The sequence below is a fragment of the Pseudorhodoplanes sp. genome (genome assembly GCF_050250235.1).
Classification (GTDB): Bacteria; Pseudomonadota; Alphaproteobacteria; order Rhizobiales; family Xanthobacteraceae; genus Pseudorhodoplanes.
On sequence record NZ_JBFWPA010000005.1, the window covers coordinates 36,357 to 51,622 of the forward strand.

At 62.9% G+C, this 15,266-nt stretch carries 14 protein-coding genes and 1 pseudogene; 9 read left to right on the forward strand and 6 right to left on the reverse strand.

Translation table 11 applies throughout. The features are described from left to right. Nucleotides 1–34: 34 nt before the first annotated feature. On the forward strand, nt 35–382 hold the full coding sequence (locus tag AB7F49_RS03970; protein WP_428520534.1) for a DUF1491 family protein: 348 nt from the start codon (nt 35–37) through the stop codon (nt 380–382). A 3-nt stretch (nt 383–385) separates the two neighbouring features. Here the strand turns inward: AB7F49_RS03970 and AB7F49_RS03975 are convergent, their stop codons facing one another. After that, nucleotides 386–1,396: a hypothetical protein gene (locus AB7F49_RS03975; protein WP_428520535.1), complete on the reverse strand. Its 1,011-nt coding sequence runs from the start codon at nt 1,394–1,396 to the stop codon at nt 386–388. 131 nt (nt 1,397–1,527) lie between these two features. Here AB7F49_RS03975 and AB7F49_RS03980 point away from each other — a divergent pair, with 131 nt between their 5' ends. Together AB7F49_RS03980 and AB7F49_RS03985 are read left to right on the forward strand one after the other, a co-directional pair. Next, nucleotides 1,528–1,716 (forward strand): hypothetical protein, encoded by a 189-nt coding sequence (locus AB7F49_RS03980; protein ID WP_428520536.1) that lies wholly within the window; start codon nt 1,528–1,530, stop codon nt 1,714–1,716. After that, nucleotides 1,713–2,462: a hypothetical protein gene (locus AB7F49_RS03985; protein WP_428520537.1), complete on the forward strand. Its 750-nt coding sequence runs from the start codon at nt 1,713–1,715 to the stop codon at nt 2,460–2,462. Before AB7F49_RS03980 ends, AB7F49_RS03985 begins: the two co-directional genes overlap by 4 nt. A 9-nt stretch (nt 2,463–2,471) precedes the next feature. Here AB7F49_RS03985 and AB7F49_RS03990 read toward each other — a convergent pair whose 3' ends face one another. From AB7F49_RS03990 to AB7F49_RS04000, 3 genes are read right to left on the reverse strand one after another with little or no spacing between them, the layout of a single operon-like run. Continuing rightward, nucleotides 2,472–3,020, reverse strand: coding sequence for a DUF1254 domain-containing protein (locus tag AB7F49_RS03990; protein ID WP_428520538.1), 549 nt, complete (start codon nt 3,018–3,020; stop codon nt 2,472–2,474). A 10-nt stretch (nt 3,021–3,030) separates the two neighbouring features. Further along, nucleotides 3,031–3,609, reverse strand: a complete 579-nt coding sequence (locus AB7F49_RS03995; protein ID WP_428520539.1) for a DUF1214 domain-containing protein — start codon at nt 3,607–3,609, stop codon at nt 3,031–3,033. 58 nt (nt 3,610–3,667) lie between these two features. Next, the gene (locus AB7F49_RS04000; protein WP_428520540.1) at nt 3,668–5,923 is read right to left on the reverse strand and encodes a transglycosylase domain-containing protein; all 2,256 of its coding nucleotides are present in this window, start codon (nt 5,921–5,923) and stop codon (nt 3,668–3,670) included. A 247-nt stretch (nt 5,924–6,170) separates the two neighbouring features. Between AB7F49_RS04000 and AB7F49_RS04005 the strand changes: the two are divergent. From AB7F49_RS04005 to AB7F49_RS04030, 6 genes and pseudogenes are all read left to right on the forward strand, one after another. Next, a pseudogene (locus AB7F49_RS04005) lies at nt 6,171–6,635 on the forward strand (YcgN family cysteine cluster protein); the annotation flags it as partial. Between the two features lie 177 nt (nt 6,636–6,812). Beyond that, a complete protein-coding gene (locus AB7F49_RS04010) occupies nt 6,813–8,264 on the forward strand; it encodes an N-6 DNA methylase (protein WP_428520541.1) in 1,452 nt (483 codons plus the stop codon). Continuing rightward, on the forward strand, nt 8,261–9,520 hold the full coding sequence (locus AB7F49_RS04015; RefSeq protein WP_428520542.1) for a restriction endonuclease subunit S: 1,260 nt from the start codon (nt 8,261–8,263) through the stop codon (nt 9,518–9,520). The genes AB7F49_RS04010 and AB7F49_RS04015 overlap by 4 nt, the downstream gene beginning before the upstream one ends. After that, a complete protein-coding gene (hsdR, locus tag AB7F49_RS04020) occupies nt 9,517–11,838 on the forward strand; it encodes an EcoAI/FtnUII family type I restriction enzme subunit R (protein WP_428520543.1) in 2,322 nt (773 codons plus the stop codon). The genes AB7F49_RS04015 and hsdR overlap by 4 nt, the downstream gene beginning before the upstream one ends. A 173-nt stretch (nt 11,839–12,011) precedes the next feature. Further along, a complete protein-coding gene (locus tag AB7F49_RS04025) occupies nt 12,012–12,581 on the forward strand; it encodes a hypothetical protein (protein ID WP_428520544.1) in 570 nt (189 codons plus the stop codon). Nucleotides 12,582–12,651: 70 nt separating this feature from the next. Further along, on the forward strand, nt 12,652–14,235 hold the full coding sequence (locus AB7F49_RS04030; protein ID WP_428520545.1) for an MDR family MFS transporter: 1,584 nt from the start codon (nt 12,652–12,654) through the stop codon (nt 14,233–14,235). A gap of 5 nt (nt 14,236–14,240) precedes the next feature. Here AB7F49_RS04030 and AB7F49_RS04035 read toward each other — a convergent pair whose 3' ends face one another. Together AB7F49_RS04035 and AB7F49_RS04040 are read right to left on the reverse strand one after the other, a co-directional pair. Beyond that, nucleotides 14,241–14,492, reverse strand: coding sequence for a hypothetical protein (locus AB7F49_RS04035; protein WP_428520546.1), 252 nt, complete (start codon nt 14,490–14,492; stop codon nt 14,241–14,243). 346 nt (nt 14,493–14,838) lie between these two features. Further along, nucleotides 14,839–15,180: a hypothetical protein gene (locus AB7F49_RS04040; RefSeq protein ID WP_428520547.1), complete on the reverse strand. Its 342-nt coding sequence runs from the start codon at nt 15,178–15,180 to the stop codon at nt 14,839–14,841. Between the last annotated feature and the right edge of the window lie 86 nt (nt 15,181–15,266).

Below are 15,266 nucleotides of genomic sequence, written 5' to 3' on the forward strand. Positions count from 1 at the left end.
AGGAGCGCTCCGGTAGCTACGCGGCAATTTGCACATGCGATTGAAATCGGCGATCTGGGTTTCCGCCTATATCCGGCGTTGCATGATCGAGGGCGCATATGCGGTGGTGCGCCGGCGCGGCGCCGAGGAGGCGGGGGCGATTTTCGTGAAGATCGACCGGCTCGATGGAACTGCCGACTTGTTCGGTCCGGCGCCACAAAGTGAATTCGACGAGAGCCGGCCGGGAGATCGCGCTTTCATTGCAAGCCTCACGGCGCAGCCGCGGCCGAATGAAGAGGTGGAAAAATACATCGCTCGCCAGATCACGTTTGACCCCGACATCTGGCTGGTCGAGGTCGAGGATCGGCAGGGCCGCAACTTTCTCGACCGGATCGTCGGCTGATGGCTACCCGCGCGACGTTTCGCGACGATGCGGCTCGGCAGGTTGTACGCCATCCGAAATCCGGCGCGGCTCGCTGGCTGTTGGCCGGTGTCCCGCGGGCGATGCATCATCCCAATGCACGCGGCGATGCACGATGGTTCTGGCATCCATCCGATCGGCAGCTCGAAAGATCGCGACGAGATGCAAGGCGGACGGCGGCGGCAAGTCGCGGAAGAGATCGGAGAGATCGAAGACGCGATCGACCGACTGGCCGATTGCCGGATTGAGGGACATGAGGATGCGTTGAAACACCTCGGTTGGCATCGCGAGCGCCCGCGCCGCAACGACAAAGGGTTCGCCCAGCGGGTCGGTGACGATTCGCCGCGAAGCAGCGCGCGACAGACCTAAGGCCTGCTGCAGTAATGTCGTGAATTCCTGGGCTCGCCCGGCAAGCGCCGCTTGCTCAAGATAGCGGGTGATGCTGGTTTCCTGCGCCGGAGTCATGTCCTGATCGGCCACGTGCACCAGATTGACCAGAATCAGCCTGCGTTCGCTTGAAGTGGCGGAAAAAAATGCTTCCCTTTGCAGGACATAGTCGACCGGCGGCGTCGCGGAAGCTGCAGGCAGATCGGTGGCAGGAAGCGGTTCCGGCGCGATCGGCAAAGCGGGCTCAAAAATGCCGAGATCGTCGTCGAGCGAGGTCTCGGTAACGAACAGTTCGATGCTGCCCGACACGCTTGAGCCGACGGATGGCGGCACAACCTGTGAAAGGCGCTCCAGTACCGCGTTGGGCGCGCCTGGATGGTTCCTCAGTCGCTCAGCGACAGCGGCGCAGGTCGCTCTGTCGACCACTTCGATCAGCCGAAGCGCCAGTTCTGTGAAGAGTTGATCCTCGGCCGGCGAATGCGCGGGCTTCTGGATGTAGAGGTCGGTCAGGACGCGAAGCAGCGTCGGCTGGATGTCGACCCCGGAGCGGTCCGCCAATCCCGCAAGACCGGTGATGCCATCGAGATTGTCGAGAGTGAGACGTTGCACCAGATGCCACCCGAACGGATTCCAACACAGCGCCGACCATAGCCGGCCCCTCGTTAGCAGACCGTTAACCTTGAGCGCTTCTAAATCGGCAGGAAACCGGCATGGTGATGCCGGCGGGGTGGGGCTAGCTGATGGGCATCGTGATCGTTTTTCCGGCGGAGAGCGCGCGGGTGCGCAGCGCTCGATCGTCGGACGGCACTTGTGAAGTCGTGATCCTTCCGGTCATACGCATCGACCGCTACGAAGAGGAACCGGAGCTTCGTCCGGCAAGAACCGGCGCCACCGGCGGCAAGCGGCGCGGGCGGGTGTCGCGATCGTGAGACTGCACAAGACCCGCATCGCATTGTGCCTTCCCCTGATCGGTTGCCTGAATACCGATTTTGGCCGCGTGCGCCCGACATTGCGGTCCGATGATATTCATCGATGGATGGGACCGGCGGTCACGGAGCGATATGGTGAGGCCGAATCGGCTTTTCCGCTGACCGACCCGGAGCGTACGCTGCGCGATCTCGGCTATCCGCTGATCGAGCCTCCGTATGAACGGCAACGCTGGTACAGCGTGCTCAATGAATACGGCCTGTCCGGCTATTTCCTCCAGGCCTGGTGGACCTACGACCAGACGGCCTATGCCGCGATGATGTTCGCCGATGCAGCCCGCTCGACCGAGACCTATTATGCACGGTTGCTGGAAGACATCCGAAACGACAACGTCCGCATCGGCCCGTTCGCGATGGTCGCACGGCAGGTGTCCGACATGGATGTCAAGCGCGACAAGAGTCTGCGATACGTGTCCAATCTGAATCCGCGCGAGCATGGCAACGCGGTCGCGCGCATGGCGGAAAACTCGCTCATCGCGCGCTGGGTGCATCAGTCACTGATGGAGCGTACCTATGCCTACAACTACGCGCTCGAGAAGCTGGTCATTGTTGCACCGTCGCCGCAGGCCGCGGAGGTAGAGCGGCAGCTCAACCGCATGCGGATGAACATCGTCGAGGCTGGGCTCGTGCCGCGCGGTTCGATCGGGCCGTGGGTCACGAAGGCGGCCGGACCGCTCGTCACAAAATAGGCCGAAGCGTCACAGGGGCTGTGGCTGGCATTTCGCCGCGGCAACTGCCGCGATCGCAGCCGGCATGATTCCAGCTTCCGGGGCGAGGGCCCGGATCACGATCAAGCCGGTCTGGCTCGGCGATTCAACGATCAGCCGGTCGGCCGCAGCGACTTCCTCGTCGTCGGGCAATTGGGCGCGCTGCGCTGCGGTCATCAGATCAAGCTCGATGGAGCGGCGTCCCGCGGCGCGATCGTTGATCGCATAATAGGCGACATCCTTGTTGGTGTAGAAGGTCACCGAGGTGTAGGCGGGACTGACCGGTACGACCAGTTTCAGCGGGGCCTCTTTCAGATCGTATCGGCAGACGGCGGCCGTGAAGGCCGGATCCATGAGCGGAAGCACGGATTTTTCGGCAGTGGGTGCGGGAAGGGGCACCGCGCTGTTGACAGGTGATATCGCGGAAATTCGCGCATACGCGTTCTGGGTTGCAGTACTCGGCAGATACAGGATGGTCGCGAAATGAACGATTCCGCCGAGCAGGAGTCCGCTCGCGATCCACAGCAGCCAGCGCGTCATCTCGCCCGCCTCACGAACATGCAAGCACCTTGACCGCAGGCATGGGCGTTTCACGGCCGGTCCGGGTCGCCACGCCGATCGGCGAGTCATAGAAGCGCATCACCAGCATGTAGCGTTCGACTCCGCCGCTGGGCAGCCAATTGCCGTCACGCGCGCGGGGCGCAATGAAAATTTCGATTGCGCCGTCGGACTTGCGAACCACCTCAGCACTCGAAAACCCATGGCGCTTCAGCGAATTGCCGACGAGCCGGCCTTCCGGGTCGTAGAGCGTCATTGTCCAGTAGCGGGCCTGCGGCGTAACGCCGGACACGACAACGTCGCAGCGCCCGTCCAGCGTGGCGCCGTTGTCATCCTTGGTGGCAACGAAGGCAATTCCGTCGCCGGCGCCCATCGGCAATTCGCCACTGCGCGCGATCAGGGCGCGCGCGTACGGGTCGATGTCGGGGGTACCGGTGCGCGGCCACGACGTCCAGGCGCCGACCGTGAACGATCCGAAAGGGGTTCCCTCATGCAGCGCATACAGGGTGGTCCCCAAGCCGACGGACGCAGCGACCGCGAATGCAAGCAGCAATCCGATGAGCAACCGCACGGGAAATCCAGACTAGTGGCGAGAAAATTGCAGCGATAGGAAATCGCCGTATGGCTTGTCAATTCCCGCGCACGACGCGTCCGCGGCCTTCCGTGGCCGCGACCACGCCGTCGCTGCGCCCGTCCGTGGGTGGCGCGGCGGGCGTTGCATCGACGGTCCGATCGGAAGCCGGAACCGCGAGGGCGCGGCTGGCCTCTTCGAGCGCGCGCTCGATACGAACCAGAACATCGGCGCCCTTCTTGGTGAGCAGGATCGGCCGCGGAATCTCGTCGCCAGGCCTTGCGCCAGGCGTAGCGGCAACCGGGGGTCCAACCGGACCAGGCGATTCCGGAACGCCCGGCATGGTTTTGAGTTCGATGCCCTGATGGGCGTAGGCCATGATCTTCTTCCAGGTCATGGCCGGCAGCGAGCCGCCCGTCATCCGATTGGTGGGCGCATAATCGTCGTTACCAAACCAGACGGCGGCGACCATGTTGCCGGTATAGCCGGCGAACCAGCCGTCGCGATAGGCATTGGTGGTGCCGGTCTTGCCCGCGGCCTTGACGCCCTCGAGAATGGCGCGCCGTCCGGTACCGGCTTCGACGGCCTGATTGAGGATCATGTTGATATCGGCAGCGACCTGACGGGGCATGACCCGCCTCGGCTTGGGGCCATCGCGATCGAACCGCCAGATCAATTCGCCAGTCGCGCTCCTGACTTCCAGAATGGCGTGAGGCGTTACCGCCATGCCGCCATTCGGGAAGGTCGCGAAGGCTGCCGCATGATCGAATACCGTGACCTCGGAGGCGCCAATCGGCAGCGACGGCGTGTCGGGCAGGGGCGTGCGCAGCCCCATTTTCTTGGCGAGATCGACGATCTTGTTCCGACCGGCGCGGGGGTTGCCGTTTCCGATTGTGATCGAGAGCCTGACCGGGATGGTGTTGATCGAGCGCACAAGCGCCATGGTCAAGGTCTGTGAGCCCGAATAGCCGCCTGAATAATTGTGCGGGCACCAGTTGCCAATACAGATCGGGCCGTCGACGACCACCGAGGTGGGCTTCAGGCCATGGATGAAAGCGGCCGAATATACGTATGGCTTGAAGGAAGACCCGGGCTGGCGCAACGCGTCTGTGGCACGGTTGAACTGGCTTTCGCTGTAGTCGCGACCGCCGACAAGTGCGCGCAGCGTACCGTCATTCTCGAACACCGCCGTCGCGGCCTGCCGTGCGCCATATTGCCGGCCGTAGTCTCGCAGCGTTTCCTCGACGGCGTTTTCGGATTGTCGCTGCAGGTTGATGTCGAGCCCGGTGCGTACGATGAAGACCCGTTCGGTCACCGTCTTGGGCAGCTTGTCGACGAGCTTTTTCATCTCCTCGAACGCATAATCCAGATAGTAATTGGGCTGCCTCTCGTCGCGACGATCAACGGCGACCGCGGGGTTGCGACGGGCGCCGAACACCTGGCCTTCGGTCATCATTCCGGCTTCGATCAGATTGTCGAGCACGGTATTGGCGCGGGCGCGCGCGGCGGGCAGGTTGATGTGCGGCGCATAGCGCGTCGGCGCCTTGAACAGGCCGGCGAGCATCGCGGATTCGGCGAGGTTTACGTCGCGTGCCGACTTGTTGAAGTAGTATTGCGCCGCCGCGTCCACGCCGAATGCGCCGCCGCCGAGATAGGCGCGGTCGAGATAAAGCTTCAGAATTTGATTCTTGCTGATGCGGGTCTCGAGCCAGATCGCGAGAAAGGCTTCCTTGACCTTGCGTTCGATGGTTCGCTCATTATTTAGGAATAGATTCTTGGCAAGCTGCTGCGTGATGGAGGAGCCGCCCTGCACCACGCCGCCGGCCCGCGCATTGATGACCAGCGCGCGCAAGGTGCCCGGCACGTCGATGCCGAAATGCTCGTAGAAGCGCCGGTCCTCGGTGGCGAGCGTCGCCTTGATCAGGTGGTCCGGAAATTCCTCGATCGGGATCGAATCGTTGTGCTTGATCCCGCGCGCGCCGACCTCGTTGCCGTAGCGATCCAGGAACTGCACCGCGAGCTCGGACTTCTTCAGCCAGTCCTCGTCGGAGGTCTCGTAGAAGGCCGGCAGCGCCAGCGCCAGCGCCAGCACCAGCCCGACGCTGCCGAGCGTGGCGGCCTCCGAGGCCGGCTCGACCAGCACCCAGCGCTTCCAGCCGGCGACATGGAACCGGTCCATGAAGGTGACGAACCGCTCATACAATTCGCGCGACCAGCGCCCGGCCTCGAACAGCCCGGAATCGATACGGGCATCGAGATCGAGGAAGAAGCGCCGCCCGAACTCGGCGAGGCCTGGTTTCTTTCGTTCAGCCACGCGGGCTTCCTTGTGCTAAGGCGCTGGCGGTTCTTGGGAAATTTCTCGGTTCGCCGCCCTGTTTAGCGGATAAGCGGTGACCGTTCCATGCCAACAGAGCCACACAGCATGTCGAAATTGCGGATAAGGGTAAAATGACCCTGCGGGCCGATTCTTCAAGCTGTACGATGGTTTGGCCCGGTCCGGGCGGCGCCCCGGCGGGCCAGGGCCGCCCCGCCATCCGGCAAACAGGCACGGGAAACCGGTTGTGAGCGACGATACCCCGTTCTGGAAGCGCAAGAGCCTCGAGCAGATGACCGCCCGGGAATGGGAAAGCCTGTGCGACGGCTGCGGCCGCTGCTGCCTGAACAAGCTCGAGGAGGAGGGCACGGCGAAGATTTTCTTCACCGATGTCGCCTGTAAATTGCTCGACCACGACACCTGCCGCTGCAAGGATTACCGCGGCCGGCTGAAGAAGGTGCCGGACTGCGTCGGCCTGACCCCCGAAGAGGTGCGCGTTCTCGACTGGCTGCCGCCGACCTGCGCCTACGACCTCCTGGCCAAGGGCAAGGACCTCTACTGGTGGCATCCGCTGGTCTCGGGCGACCCGGACAGTGTGCACATCGCCGGGATTTCGGTGCGCGGCCGGGTCGGTGCCTGCGAAAGCCAGGTGCCGGACGAGCAGCTGGAGAACTGGATCGTCAGCTGGCCGGGAAGGGTGCCAAAAGCGGCGGCGAAGCCCGCCGCGGCCGATGCGAAGAAGCGGGCGGGGCGGGCGGCTGCGGAATTCAAGACGCCCAAAAAGCGCAAATCGGCGAAGGCGATCCAGAAGCGTTAACGCCGGGGCGCTCTTTTCCTGCAATCAGAAGCCTTGTTTAATCCCGCTGGTAACTGGGGAGTGTGCTGCGCCGTGTTCGAACAGACCTTCAAAAATATCGATGACGTGCTCTGGAAAGAGGCCGGCTGCGCCACCGAACTCGACTACACCGAGCAGACCTCCTGGATGCTATTCCTCAAGTATCTGGACGACCTGGAAAGGGCCAACGAGCAGCGCGCCTTGCTGGAGGGCAAGCCCTATCAGGCCATCATCGACAAGGGCCACCGCTGGTCGGTCTGGGCCGCGCCGAAGAAGAAGGACGGCTCGTTCGATCACGACAAGGCGAAAACCGGCGACGACCTGATCGACTACGTCAACAAAGACCTATTTCCCTACCTGCAGGGTTTCCGCACCCGCGCCGAAGGGCCGGACACGATCGAATACAAGATCGGCGAGATTTTCGGCGAAATCAAAAACCGGTTTCAGAGTGGCTATTCGCTGCGCGACGCGCTGGAGCTGATCGACCAGCTTCGCTTCAACACGCAGGCGGAAAAGCACGAGCTGTCCGAACTCTACGAAGGCAAGCTCCGCAACATGGGCAACGCCGGCCGCAATGGCGGCGAATACTACACGCCGCGCCCGCTCATCCGCGCCATGATCAAGGTGGTCGATCCGCAGATCGGCGAGCGCATCTATGACGGCGCCTGCGGCTCGGCCGGCTTCCTGTGCGAGGCCTTCGACTACATGCTGCCGCAGGCGACTTCCACCAAGGCGCGGAAGACGCTGCAGGAGAAGACATTCTTCGGCAAGGAAAAAAAGAGCCTCGCCTACGTCATCGGCATCATGAACATGATTTTGCACGGCATCGAGGCGCCGAACATTGTCCACACCAATACGCTCGGCGAGAACATCGCCGACATTCAGGACAAGGACCGCTTCGACGTGGTGCTGGCCAATCCGCCGTTCGGCGGCAAGGAACGGCCGGAGATCCAGCAGAACTTCCCGATCCGGACGGGCGAGACCGCGTTCCTGTTCCTGCAGCATTTCATCAAGTCGCTGAAGGCCGGCGGCCGCGCCGGCATCGTCATCAAGAACACGTTCCTGTCGAACACCGACAACGCTGCGGTGGCGCTGCGCAAGCAGCTGCTGGAAGACTGCAACCTGCACACCGTGCTGGACATGCCGGGCGGCACGTTCCAGGGTGCCGGCGTCAAGACCGTGGTGCTGTTCTTCGAGAAGGGGGCGCCGACGCGGAAAGTCTGGTTTTACAAGCTCGACCCCGGCCGCAACCTCGGCAAGACTAATCCGCTCAACGACGACGACCTGAAAGACTTCGTCGCGTTGCAGGCGAAGGCCAGGGACAGCGAGAATTCGTGGACGGTCGATGCGAAGAGCATCGACCAAACGACCTTTGACCTGTCGGTGAAGAACCCGAACAAGGCCGACGAGACCGAATTGCGCGACCCGAAGGACATCATCGCGGAGATGGTAGCGCTGGATGCGGAGAGCGCGGCGATCCTCAGGAACATTGAGGCGATGCTGTGAAGGCGGGGTGGGACACGAAATCGCTGGGCGACATCGCCGTGGTTAGTGCTGGCAACTCAGCTCCACAAGACAAGGCGCTATTTGTCGAAGGAAAGTATCCATTCTTCCGAACTTCGGATGTGGGCCGTATTCATATCGGCACGTTGACTGAGTCTGAAGACAGGTTAAACGATAAGGGCATAAAGCGGCTTACGTCGCATCCAGCCGGAACGATTCTTATTCCCAAGAGCGGTGCGTCCACGTTTTTGGACCACCGCGTTATTATGGGCGTGGACGGCTATGTATCCAGCCATTTGGCGACTGTGCGGGCAAAGCCAGAAGTCATCGACGCAAATTACCTCTTTTATTATTTGCTGACAGTCGAGGCTCGTTCACTGGGAGTAGATACGGCATACCCCACGCTGTCGCTGTCGCAACTGAAGGGTATTGGGGTTTCGCTCCCCCCGCTTTCCGAACAGCAACGCATCGTCGCCATTCTGGACGAGGCTCTTGCCGGGCTGGCGAAGGCCGCCGCCAATGCCGAGAAAAATCTCAAGAATGCGCGGGAGTTGTTTGAGAGCTATGTCGATGCGGCGTTTCAAAACGCTGACGGAAATTGGCGCGCGCGATACTTGGGTGATGACTCTCTCCTGCAAATTATCGACGGGGACCGGGGCGCCAACTACCCCAAACGGTCTGATTTTTCGGCTTCCGGACATTGCCTGTTCCTGAACACCAAGAACGTCCGTCCAGACGGGTTTGATTTCGCGGAAACTATGTTCATCTCGGAAAAAAAAGATAGAGAGCTACGAAAGGGAAAATTGAAACGTGGCGATGTTGTGCTCACGACTCGGGGGACAATTGGAAATGTCGCTGTCTACGATGATGATGTTCCGTTCGAGGATATTCGTATCAATTCCGGAATGTTGATCTTTCGTCCTGACACGCAGAAAATTTCACCGAAATATTTGTTCGAAATATTTCGATCTGGAGTCATGAAGAAACAAATCGTCAAGCATGTTTCCGGTGCTGCCCAGCCGCAATTGCCAATCAAGACGCTGGTCCAGTTTGTCATTCCGGTGCCTGATAGTATCAAGGAACAGCAAAAAATTATCGGTGCATTGGCGGACCTGGCCGATCAAACGGGGCAGCTAGAATTGCGCTATGAAGACAAGATTTCGAACCTAAACGAACTAAAGCAATCCATTCTAAAAAAAGCCTTCTCCGGCGAACTGACCTCGCCACCCTCGCAAGCGATCAAAGAGGCGGCGGAGTGAACGAGGCCGAGACCCGCGCCGAGCTGATCGACCCCGCATTGCGGGTGGCGGGGTGGGGTGTCGTTGCCGACAGCCGCATGCGGATGGAGATGATTTGTCCAGGCCGCATCGAAGGTGCCGGGCGGCGTGGCAGACGAGAAATCGCCGACTACGTCCTGACCTTCCGCAATCACAAGCTGGCGGTGATCGAAGCAAAAGCAGAAGGCAAAGGCCCGACCGAGGGCGTGGCGCAGGCCAAGGCCTATGCCGAGAAGCTGCAGGCGCGCTTTGCCTTCTCGACCAACGGTCGCAAGATCTATCGCATCGACATGAAGACAGGCGTGGAGTCTGACGTCGAGCGCTATCCAACGCCGGACGAACTCTGGGCCGAGACCTTCCAGGAAGCCAACGAGTGGCGCGAGCGCTTTGCCGATGTGCCTTTCGAGGGCGCCGGCCGGTGGGAGGCGCGCTACTACCAGCACAACGCCATCGAGAATGCGCTGGAGGCCATCGCCACCGGCCAGCAGCGCATCCTGTTGACGCTGGCCACCGGCACTGGCAAGACGGCCATCGCCTTCCAGATCGCCTGGGCGCTGTTTCAAAGCCGCTGGAATCTGTCGCGCAAGCCGGAGCGGCGGCCGCGCATCCTGTTTCTTGCCGATCGCAATATTCTGGCCGACCAGGCCTACAATTCCTTCGCGGCCTTCGGCGAAGACGGCGCGCTGGCGCGCGTGAAGCCGGAGGAAATCCGCAAAAAGGGCGCGGTGCCGAAGAACGCCTCGGTGTTCTTCACCATCTTCCAAACCTTCATGAGCGGCACGGACGCGGACGGCAAGCCGGCGCCTTATTTCGGCGACTATCCGCCGGACTTCTTCGACTTCATCATCATCGACGAATGCCATCGCGGCGGCGCCAATGACGAAAGCAACTGGCGCGGCATCCTCGAATACTTCGCGCCCGCGGTGCAGCTCGGCCTGACGGCGACGCCGAAGCGGCGCGACAACGTCGACACCTATGCCTATTTCGGCGAGCCGGTTTACATCTATTCGCTGAAGGACGGCATCAATGACGGCTTCCTGACGCCGTTCAAGGTGAAGCAGATCGCCACCACGCTCGACGATTATGTCTGGGTGCCGGACGACAAGATCGTCGAAGGCGAGATCGAGGAAGGCAAGCGCTACAAGGAGCCGCAGTTCAACCGCACCATCGAGATCGAGGAGCGGGAGCGCTATCGCGTCAAGCTGTTCATGGATCAGATCAACCAGCGCGAGAAGACCCTGGTGTTCTGCGCGACACAGGCGCATGCGGCGCTGGTGCGCGACCTGATCAACCAGATGAAGAGGTCAAGCGACCCGAACTACTGCGTGCGGGTGACAGCGGAGGACGGCGCGATTGGCGATCAATGGCTGCGCACGTTCCAGGACAATGAGAAGACCATTCCGACCATCCTCACTACGTCGCAGAAACTTTCGACTGGCGTCGATGCCCGCAACGTCCGCAACATTGTGCTGATGCGCCCGGTCAACTCGATGATCGAGTTCAAGCAAATCATCGGCCGCGGCACGCGGCTGTTCGACGGCAAGGACTATTTCACGATTTATGATTTCGTGAAGGCTTACGAGCATTTCGAGGACAAGGATTGGGATGGCGAACCGTTGGAGCCGGTGACGCCGCCGCCGAAGGTGCCGAAGCCCGAGGGCTGCGAGGAAGGCGAGGGCGAGCCTTCCGAGGCCGAGCCGAAGGGGCGCCCGAAGCAGATCAAGATCCGGCTGGCGGACGGCAAGGATCGGCTGATCCAGAGCATGATGGCGACGACTTACTGGAGCCCGGATGGCAAGCCGATCTCGGCCAACCAGATGATCGAAAAGCTGTTCGGCGAGTTGCCGCGCTTCTTCAAGGACGAGGACGAGTTGCGGCGGCTGTGGAGCCAGCCGGAAACGCGCAAGGCGCTCCTGCAGGCTTTGTCCGAGGCCGGCTTCGGACACGAATGGCTGGGTGAGGTGGCGAAACTCATCAACGCCGAGAAGAGCGACGTGTTCGACGTGCTCGCCTATGTCGCGTACGCCAAGCCGCTGATCTCGCGGGCTGAGCGGGCGGAAACGCGCAAGGGTGTGATCCTGGGGCGCTACGAGGACAGGCTGCGGGTCTTCCTGGAATTCGTGCTGGCGCAATATGTTAGCCAGGGGACGGAAGAACTGGATCGCGAGAAGCTCGGCGCGCTGCTCGACCTCAAATACGGGTCTGTCAACGATGCGATCGAGACGCTCGGTGAGGCTGGCGTCATCGCAGAGGCCTTTGTCGGGTTTCAGCAATATCTTTATCAGGAAAATAATCCTTGACAGCGTGACGCTGCGAGGGTAGGGTTTGCGCATTCTCCGCAATTGCATCCGGCGGCGCGCACTGACGCGCTGACCCCCACCCCGGCGCGCACTTTATTCCGCAGGCTGCGTGAACTTGCCTGCGATGCGCGCGCCGACCCTCCCCACAAGGGGGAGGGTGAAAGCTTTTGCCCATGCCGCTGTCATCGGACATCCGCCCCGGACCCAATCCGCCGCTCGACCGCGCCCGCGTCATCCGGGCGCGCGAGATGTATGCGGAGGGCTTCACCGTGTCGCGCATCCTCGCGCATTGCCAGATGGCGCTCGGCACGCTCTATGCCTGTCTCGATGGCGTGCCGTTCGGGCAGGACGGCGAGCGCATGGAACCCCTCGCGCGCAGGCGCGACGTCACCGGCAAGCGGCGGCGCGCGCTCAAGGCCTGCGACGTGTCGCTGGTCAACCGGTTGCTGCGCACCGCCGAGCGCCAGGTGCGCGATATCGAAACACGGCTTGCCGCGCGCGAAGTTCCTCCGGTGGAACGCGAGCGCGACGTGCGCATGCTGGGAAGCCTGGTGCGGGCGCTGCGCGACCTGCAGGCGCTGCGCAAGCAGGATGCGGCGCCGCGCGCCCCCGCTTTCGTCGATGACGAAGACGAGGATGAGGACAGGCTGCCGGCCGATGTCGATGCGATCTATCGCGAACTCTGCCACAAGATGGAGGCGATGGCGGCCGGCGCGCCCGCGGCGATGGACAAGGATGGATAAGCCTTTCGCGGCATTGAGCCTTGCGTGTTTTGGGCCTTGCGCGGTTTTGAGCTTCGCGCCAAGACACGCCATGGACGACAAGCCGGGCAAGCCGCCGAAAGCGCCGAAAGGCCAGGGGAGCAAGACCAGACAGCGACGCGACGACAGGCTGCCCGCGCCGGCGCAAACCCGCGCGCTGAGCCATGCCGAGGCACGCACCGTCGTCATCGGCCTGATGCTGACGATGTTTCTGGGGGCGCTGGATCAGACGATCGTGGCGACCGCGCTCCCGACCATGGGCCGCGCCTTCAACGACATCGAGAACCTTTCCTGGGTGGTGACCGCCTATCTCCTCACCGCAACGGCATCGACGCCGCTCTACGGCAAGCTCTCCGACATCTATGGCCGGCGCACCGTCATGCTCACCGGCATCGTGATTTTCATCGCCGGTTCCGTGGCTTGCGCGCTGGCGCCGTCGATGACCGCGCTCATACTCGGCCGCGCCCTGCAGGGCTTGGGCGGCGGCGGGCTGATGTCGATGACGCAAACCATCGTGGCCGATATCGTCACTCCGAAGGAGCGCGGCCGCTACCAGGGTTACATCGGCGCGGTATTCGCCTCGTCCTCGATCGGCGGCCCGGTGCTGGGCGGCGTGCTCACCGAGCACCTGCACTGGTCGCTGATCTTCTGGATCAACCTACCGCTCGGCCTGATCGCGCTGGCGCTGACCTCGAACGTGCTGCGGCGGCTGCCGCTCAATCAGCGCAAGCATGCGCTCGATCTGCCGGGCGCGGTGCTGATGGTGTCGGCCGCGATCGCGCTGATGCTGGCGCTGACCTGGGGCGGCGTGCGCTTCCCCTGGCTGAGCCTGCCGGTGCTCGGATTGTTCGCCGGTTCCGCGCTGTTATGGGCGGCCTTCGCCTGGCGGCTGGTTTCGGCGAAGGAGCCGTTCCTGCCGCTGTCGGTCTTGGCCAATCCGATCGTGCGCACCGCGACGCTGGCCGGCGCCTGCTGCATGGGCGTGCTGGTGGGACTGACGATCTTCGTGCCGCTGTATTTCGAGACCGTGATCCATCTGTCCGCCAGCCAGTCGGGCCTCGCGCTGATTCCGCTGATGGGCGCCTCGGTGATTTCGGCTACCATCACCGGCCGGATGATGGCGCAGGTCGAGCATTACAAGCGCATGGCATTCGCGGGATTCGTGCTTGCGATCGCGGGGCTCGGCGCTTTAGCGATCTGGCCGGTCGGGCTGCCGATCGCGGGCATCCTCGCCATTCTCGCGGTGATCGGGTTCGGAACCGGCGCGGTGTTTCCGGTGACCACGGTGGCGATGCAGAACGCGGTGTCGGGCCGCCATATGGGGATTGCCACCGGCTCGCTGAATTTCTTCCGCTCGCTGGCCTCGGCGCTGACGGTGGCGCTCTTGGGCGCGATCGTGCTCGGCGGCATCGGCGGGACCGGCGGCGTCTCGGTGGAATCGCTGGCGCGCACCGCGTCGGAACCCGCGCTCGCCTACGCGTTCCGCTTCGTGTTCCTGGCGGCGATGCTGATCCTGTGCTTCGGGCTCGCCTTCCTGATCGGCATGGAAGAAAAGCCGCTGCGGGGTCCGGCCAAGGACGCACCGCCGACCGACGCGCCGGCCACGCCGGTGCAGGATCCACTCGATCGCAAATAGCCGCTCTAGCGGCGCCGCGCCTTCACGCGCACGGGGACCGGTTTCGGCGCGAGCAACAGCCCCGCCAGCCAGGCCATCAGCGCGCGCATTTCATGGGAGAAATCGGGGATGCCGAACGGCTTGCCGGCCGGCGCGCTCCACCATGGCGACTGCTCGGGTACGACGGGCGCCAGCGGCGGTGCGGTGTCGATGAGGGGGGGTGTCGGGATATCCGCATGGCCCGCTTCGGGGCGGTCGGGAAAGGTGGGGAACGCCATTGACGGTTGCTCCGTCGGTTGAGGAAGCGGCCGCGTCGCGGCCTTTGCGTGGCGGAACAACCCGCCGGCGCAGTTCCGGTTCCATGCACGAGCCTACGCCGCAAAGGTTATCGGGACGGAAAGGGCGGCATGGCCGCAATGCAGCAATGGCGGCACGCTCGGCGAGGGATGGACGCGGGGGAAAACGGAGAATGGGCGCACGTGAAAAATAGGAAAATAGTCATTGACAGCGTGACGCTGGTCGGGTAAGGTTTGGTCATTCTCCAGACATGCGGCTGCAGATCGCGTCGAGAGCGCCGCTCACGAAGCGCGGTTCAACCCGCAACCTATCACCCGCGCGCGCGCATCAATAGACCAGCGGGATCAGCAGCGCGATCCACAACACCGCGGGCACCCAGCGCAACCAGGCGGGCGCTTCGCCGCGCCGGTCGCTTCGGCGCAGGAAAACGAGCGTCGCCGCGGCAAGCGCTCCCAGTATCAGGAGCCCGGATGAAAACGAGCACAGGCCGTCGCCGCAGCCGCGATTGAAATGATCGAGCGCGGCCAGAGCCGGCCAGGGCAGGGCGGCGACACCGATCGCGAGCACGGCATTGATGGGGCGCAACGGCATCGTGATCCCGGCAATCGCATCACGCCGCCGATCGCGGCCTGCGCGCATCACACTGCCAAAGAGCAGGCCGGGATTCAAACCGGCGCCTCAAGGCGGAAGGGATGGCTCGTCGTGGCAGCGCGGCGGCCTGCCGGCGGCTGAAACAGCGCGCAGAAGAAACAGGA

Excerpts from the sequence above, each read along its gene's own strand:
- AB7F49_RS04030 (WP_428520545.1), top strand. The coding sequence starts at position 12,652 with ATGGACGACAAGCCGGGCAAGCCGCCGAAAGCGCCGAAAGGCCAGGGG.
- AB7F49_RS03990 (WP_428520538.1), bottom strand. The coding sequence starts at position 3,020 with ATGACGCGCTGGCTGCTGTGGATCGCGAGCGGACTCCTGCTCGGCGGA.
- AB7F49_RS03970 (WP_428520534.1), top strand. The coding sequence starts at position 35 with ATGCGATTGAAATCGGCGATCTGGGTTTCCGCCTATATCCGGCGTTGC.
- AB7F49_RS03980 (WP_428520536.1), top strand. The coding sequence starts at position 1,528 with ATGGGCATCGTGATCGTTTTTCCGGCGGAGAGCGCGCGGGTGCGCAGC.
- AB7F49_RS04035 (WP_428520546.1), bottom strand. The coding sequence starts at position 14,492 with ATGGCGTTCCCCACCTTTCCCGACCGCCCCGAAGCGGGCCATGCGGAT.
- AB7F49_RS04025 (WP_428520544.1), top strand. The coding sequence starts at position 12,012 with ATGCCGCTGTCATCGGACATCCGCCCCGGACCCAATCCGCCGCTCGAC.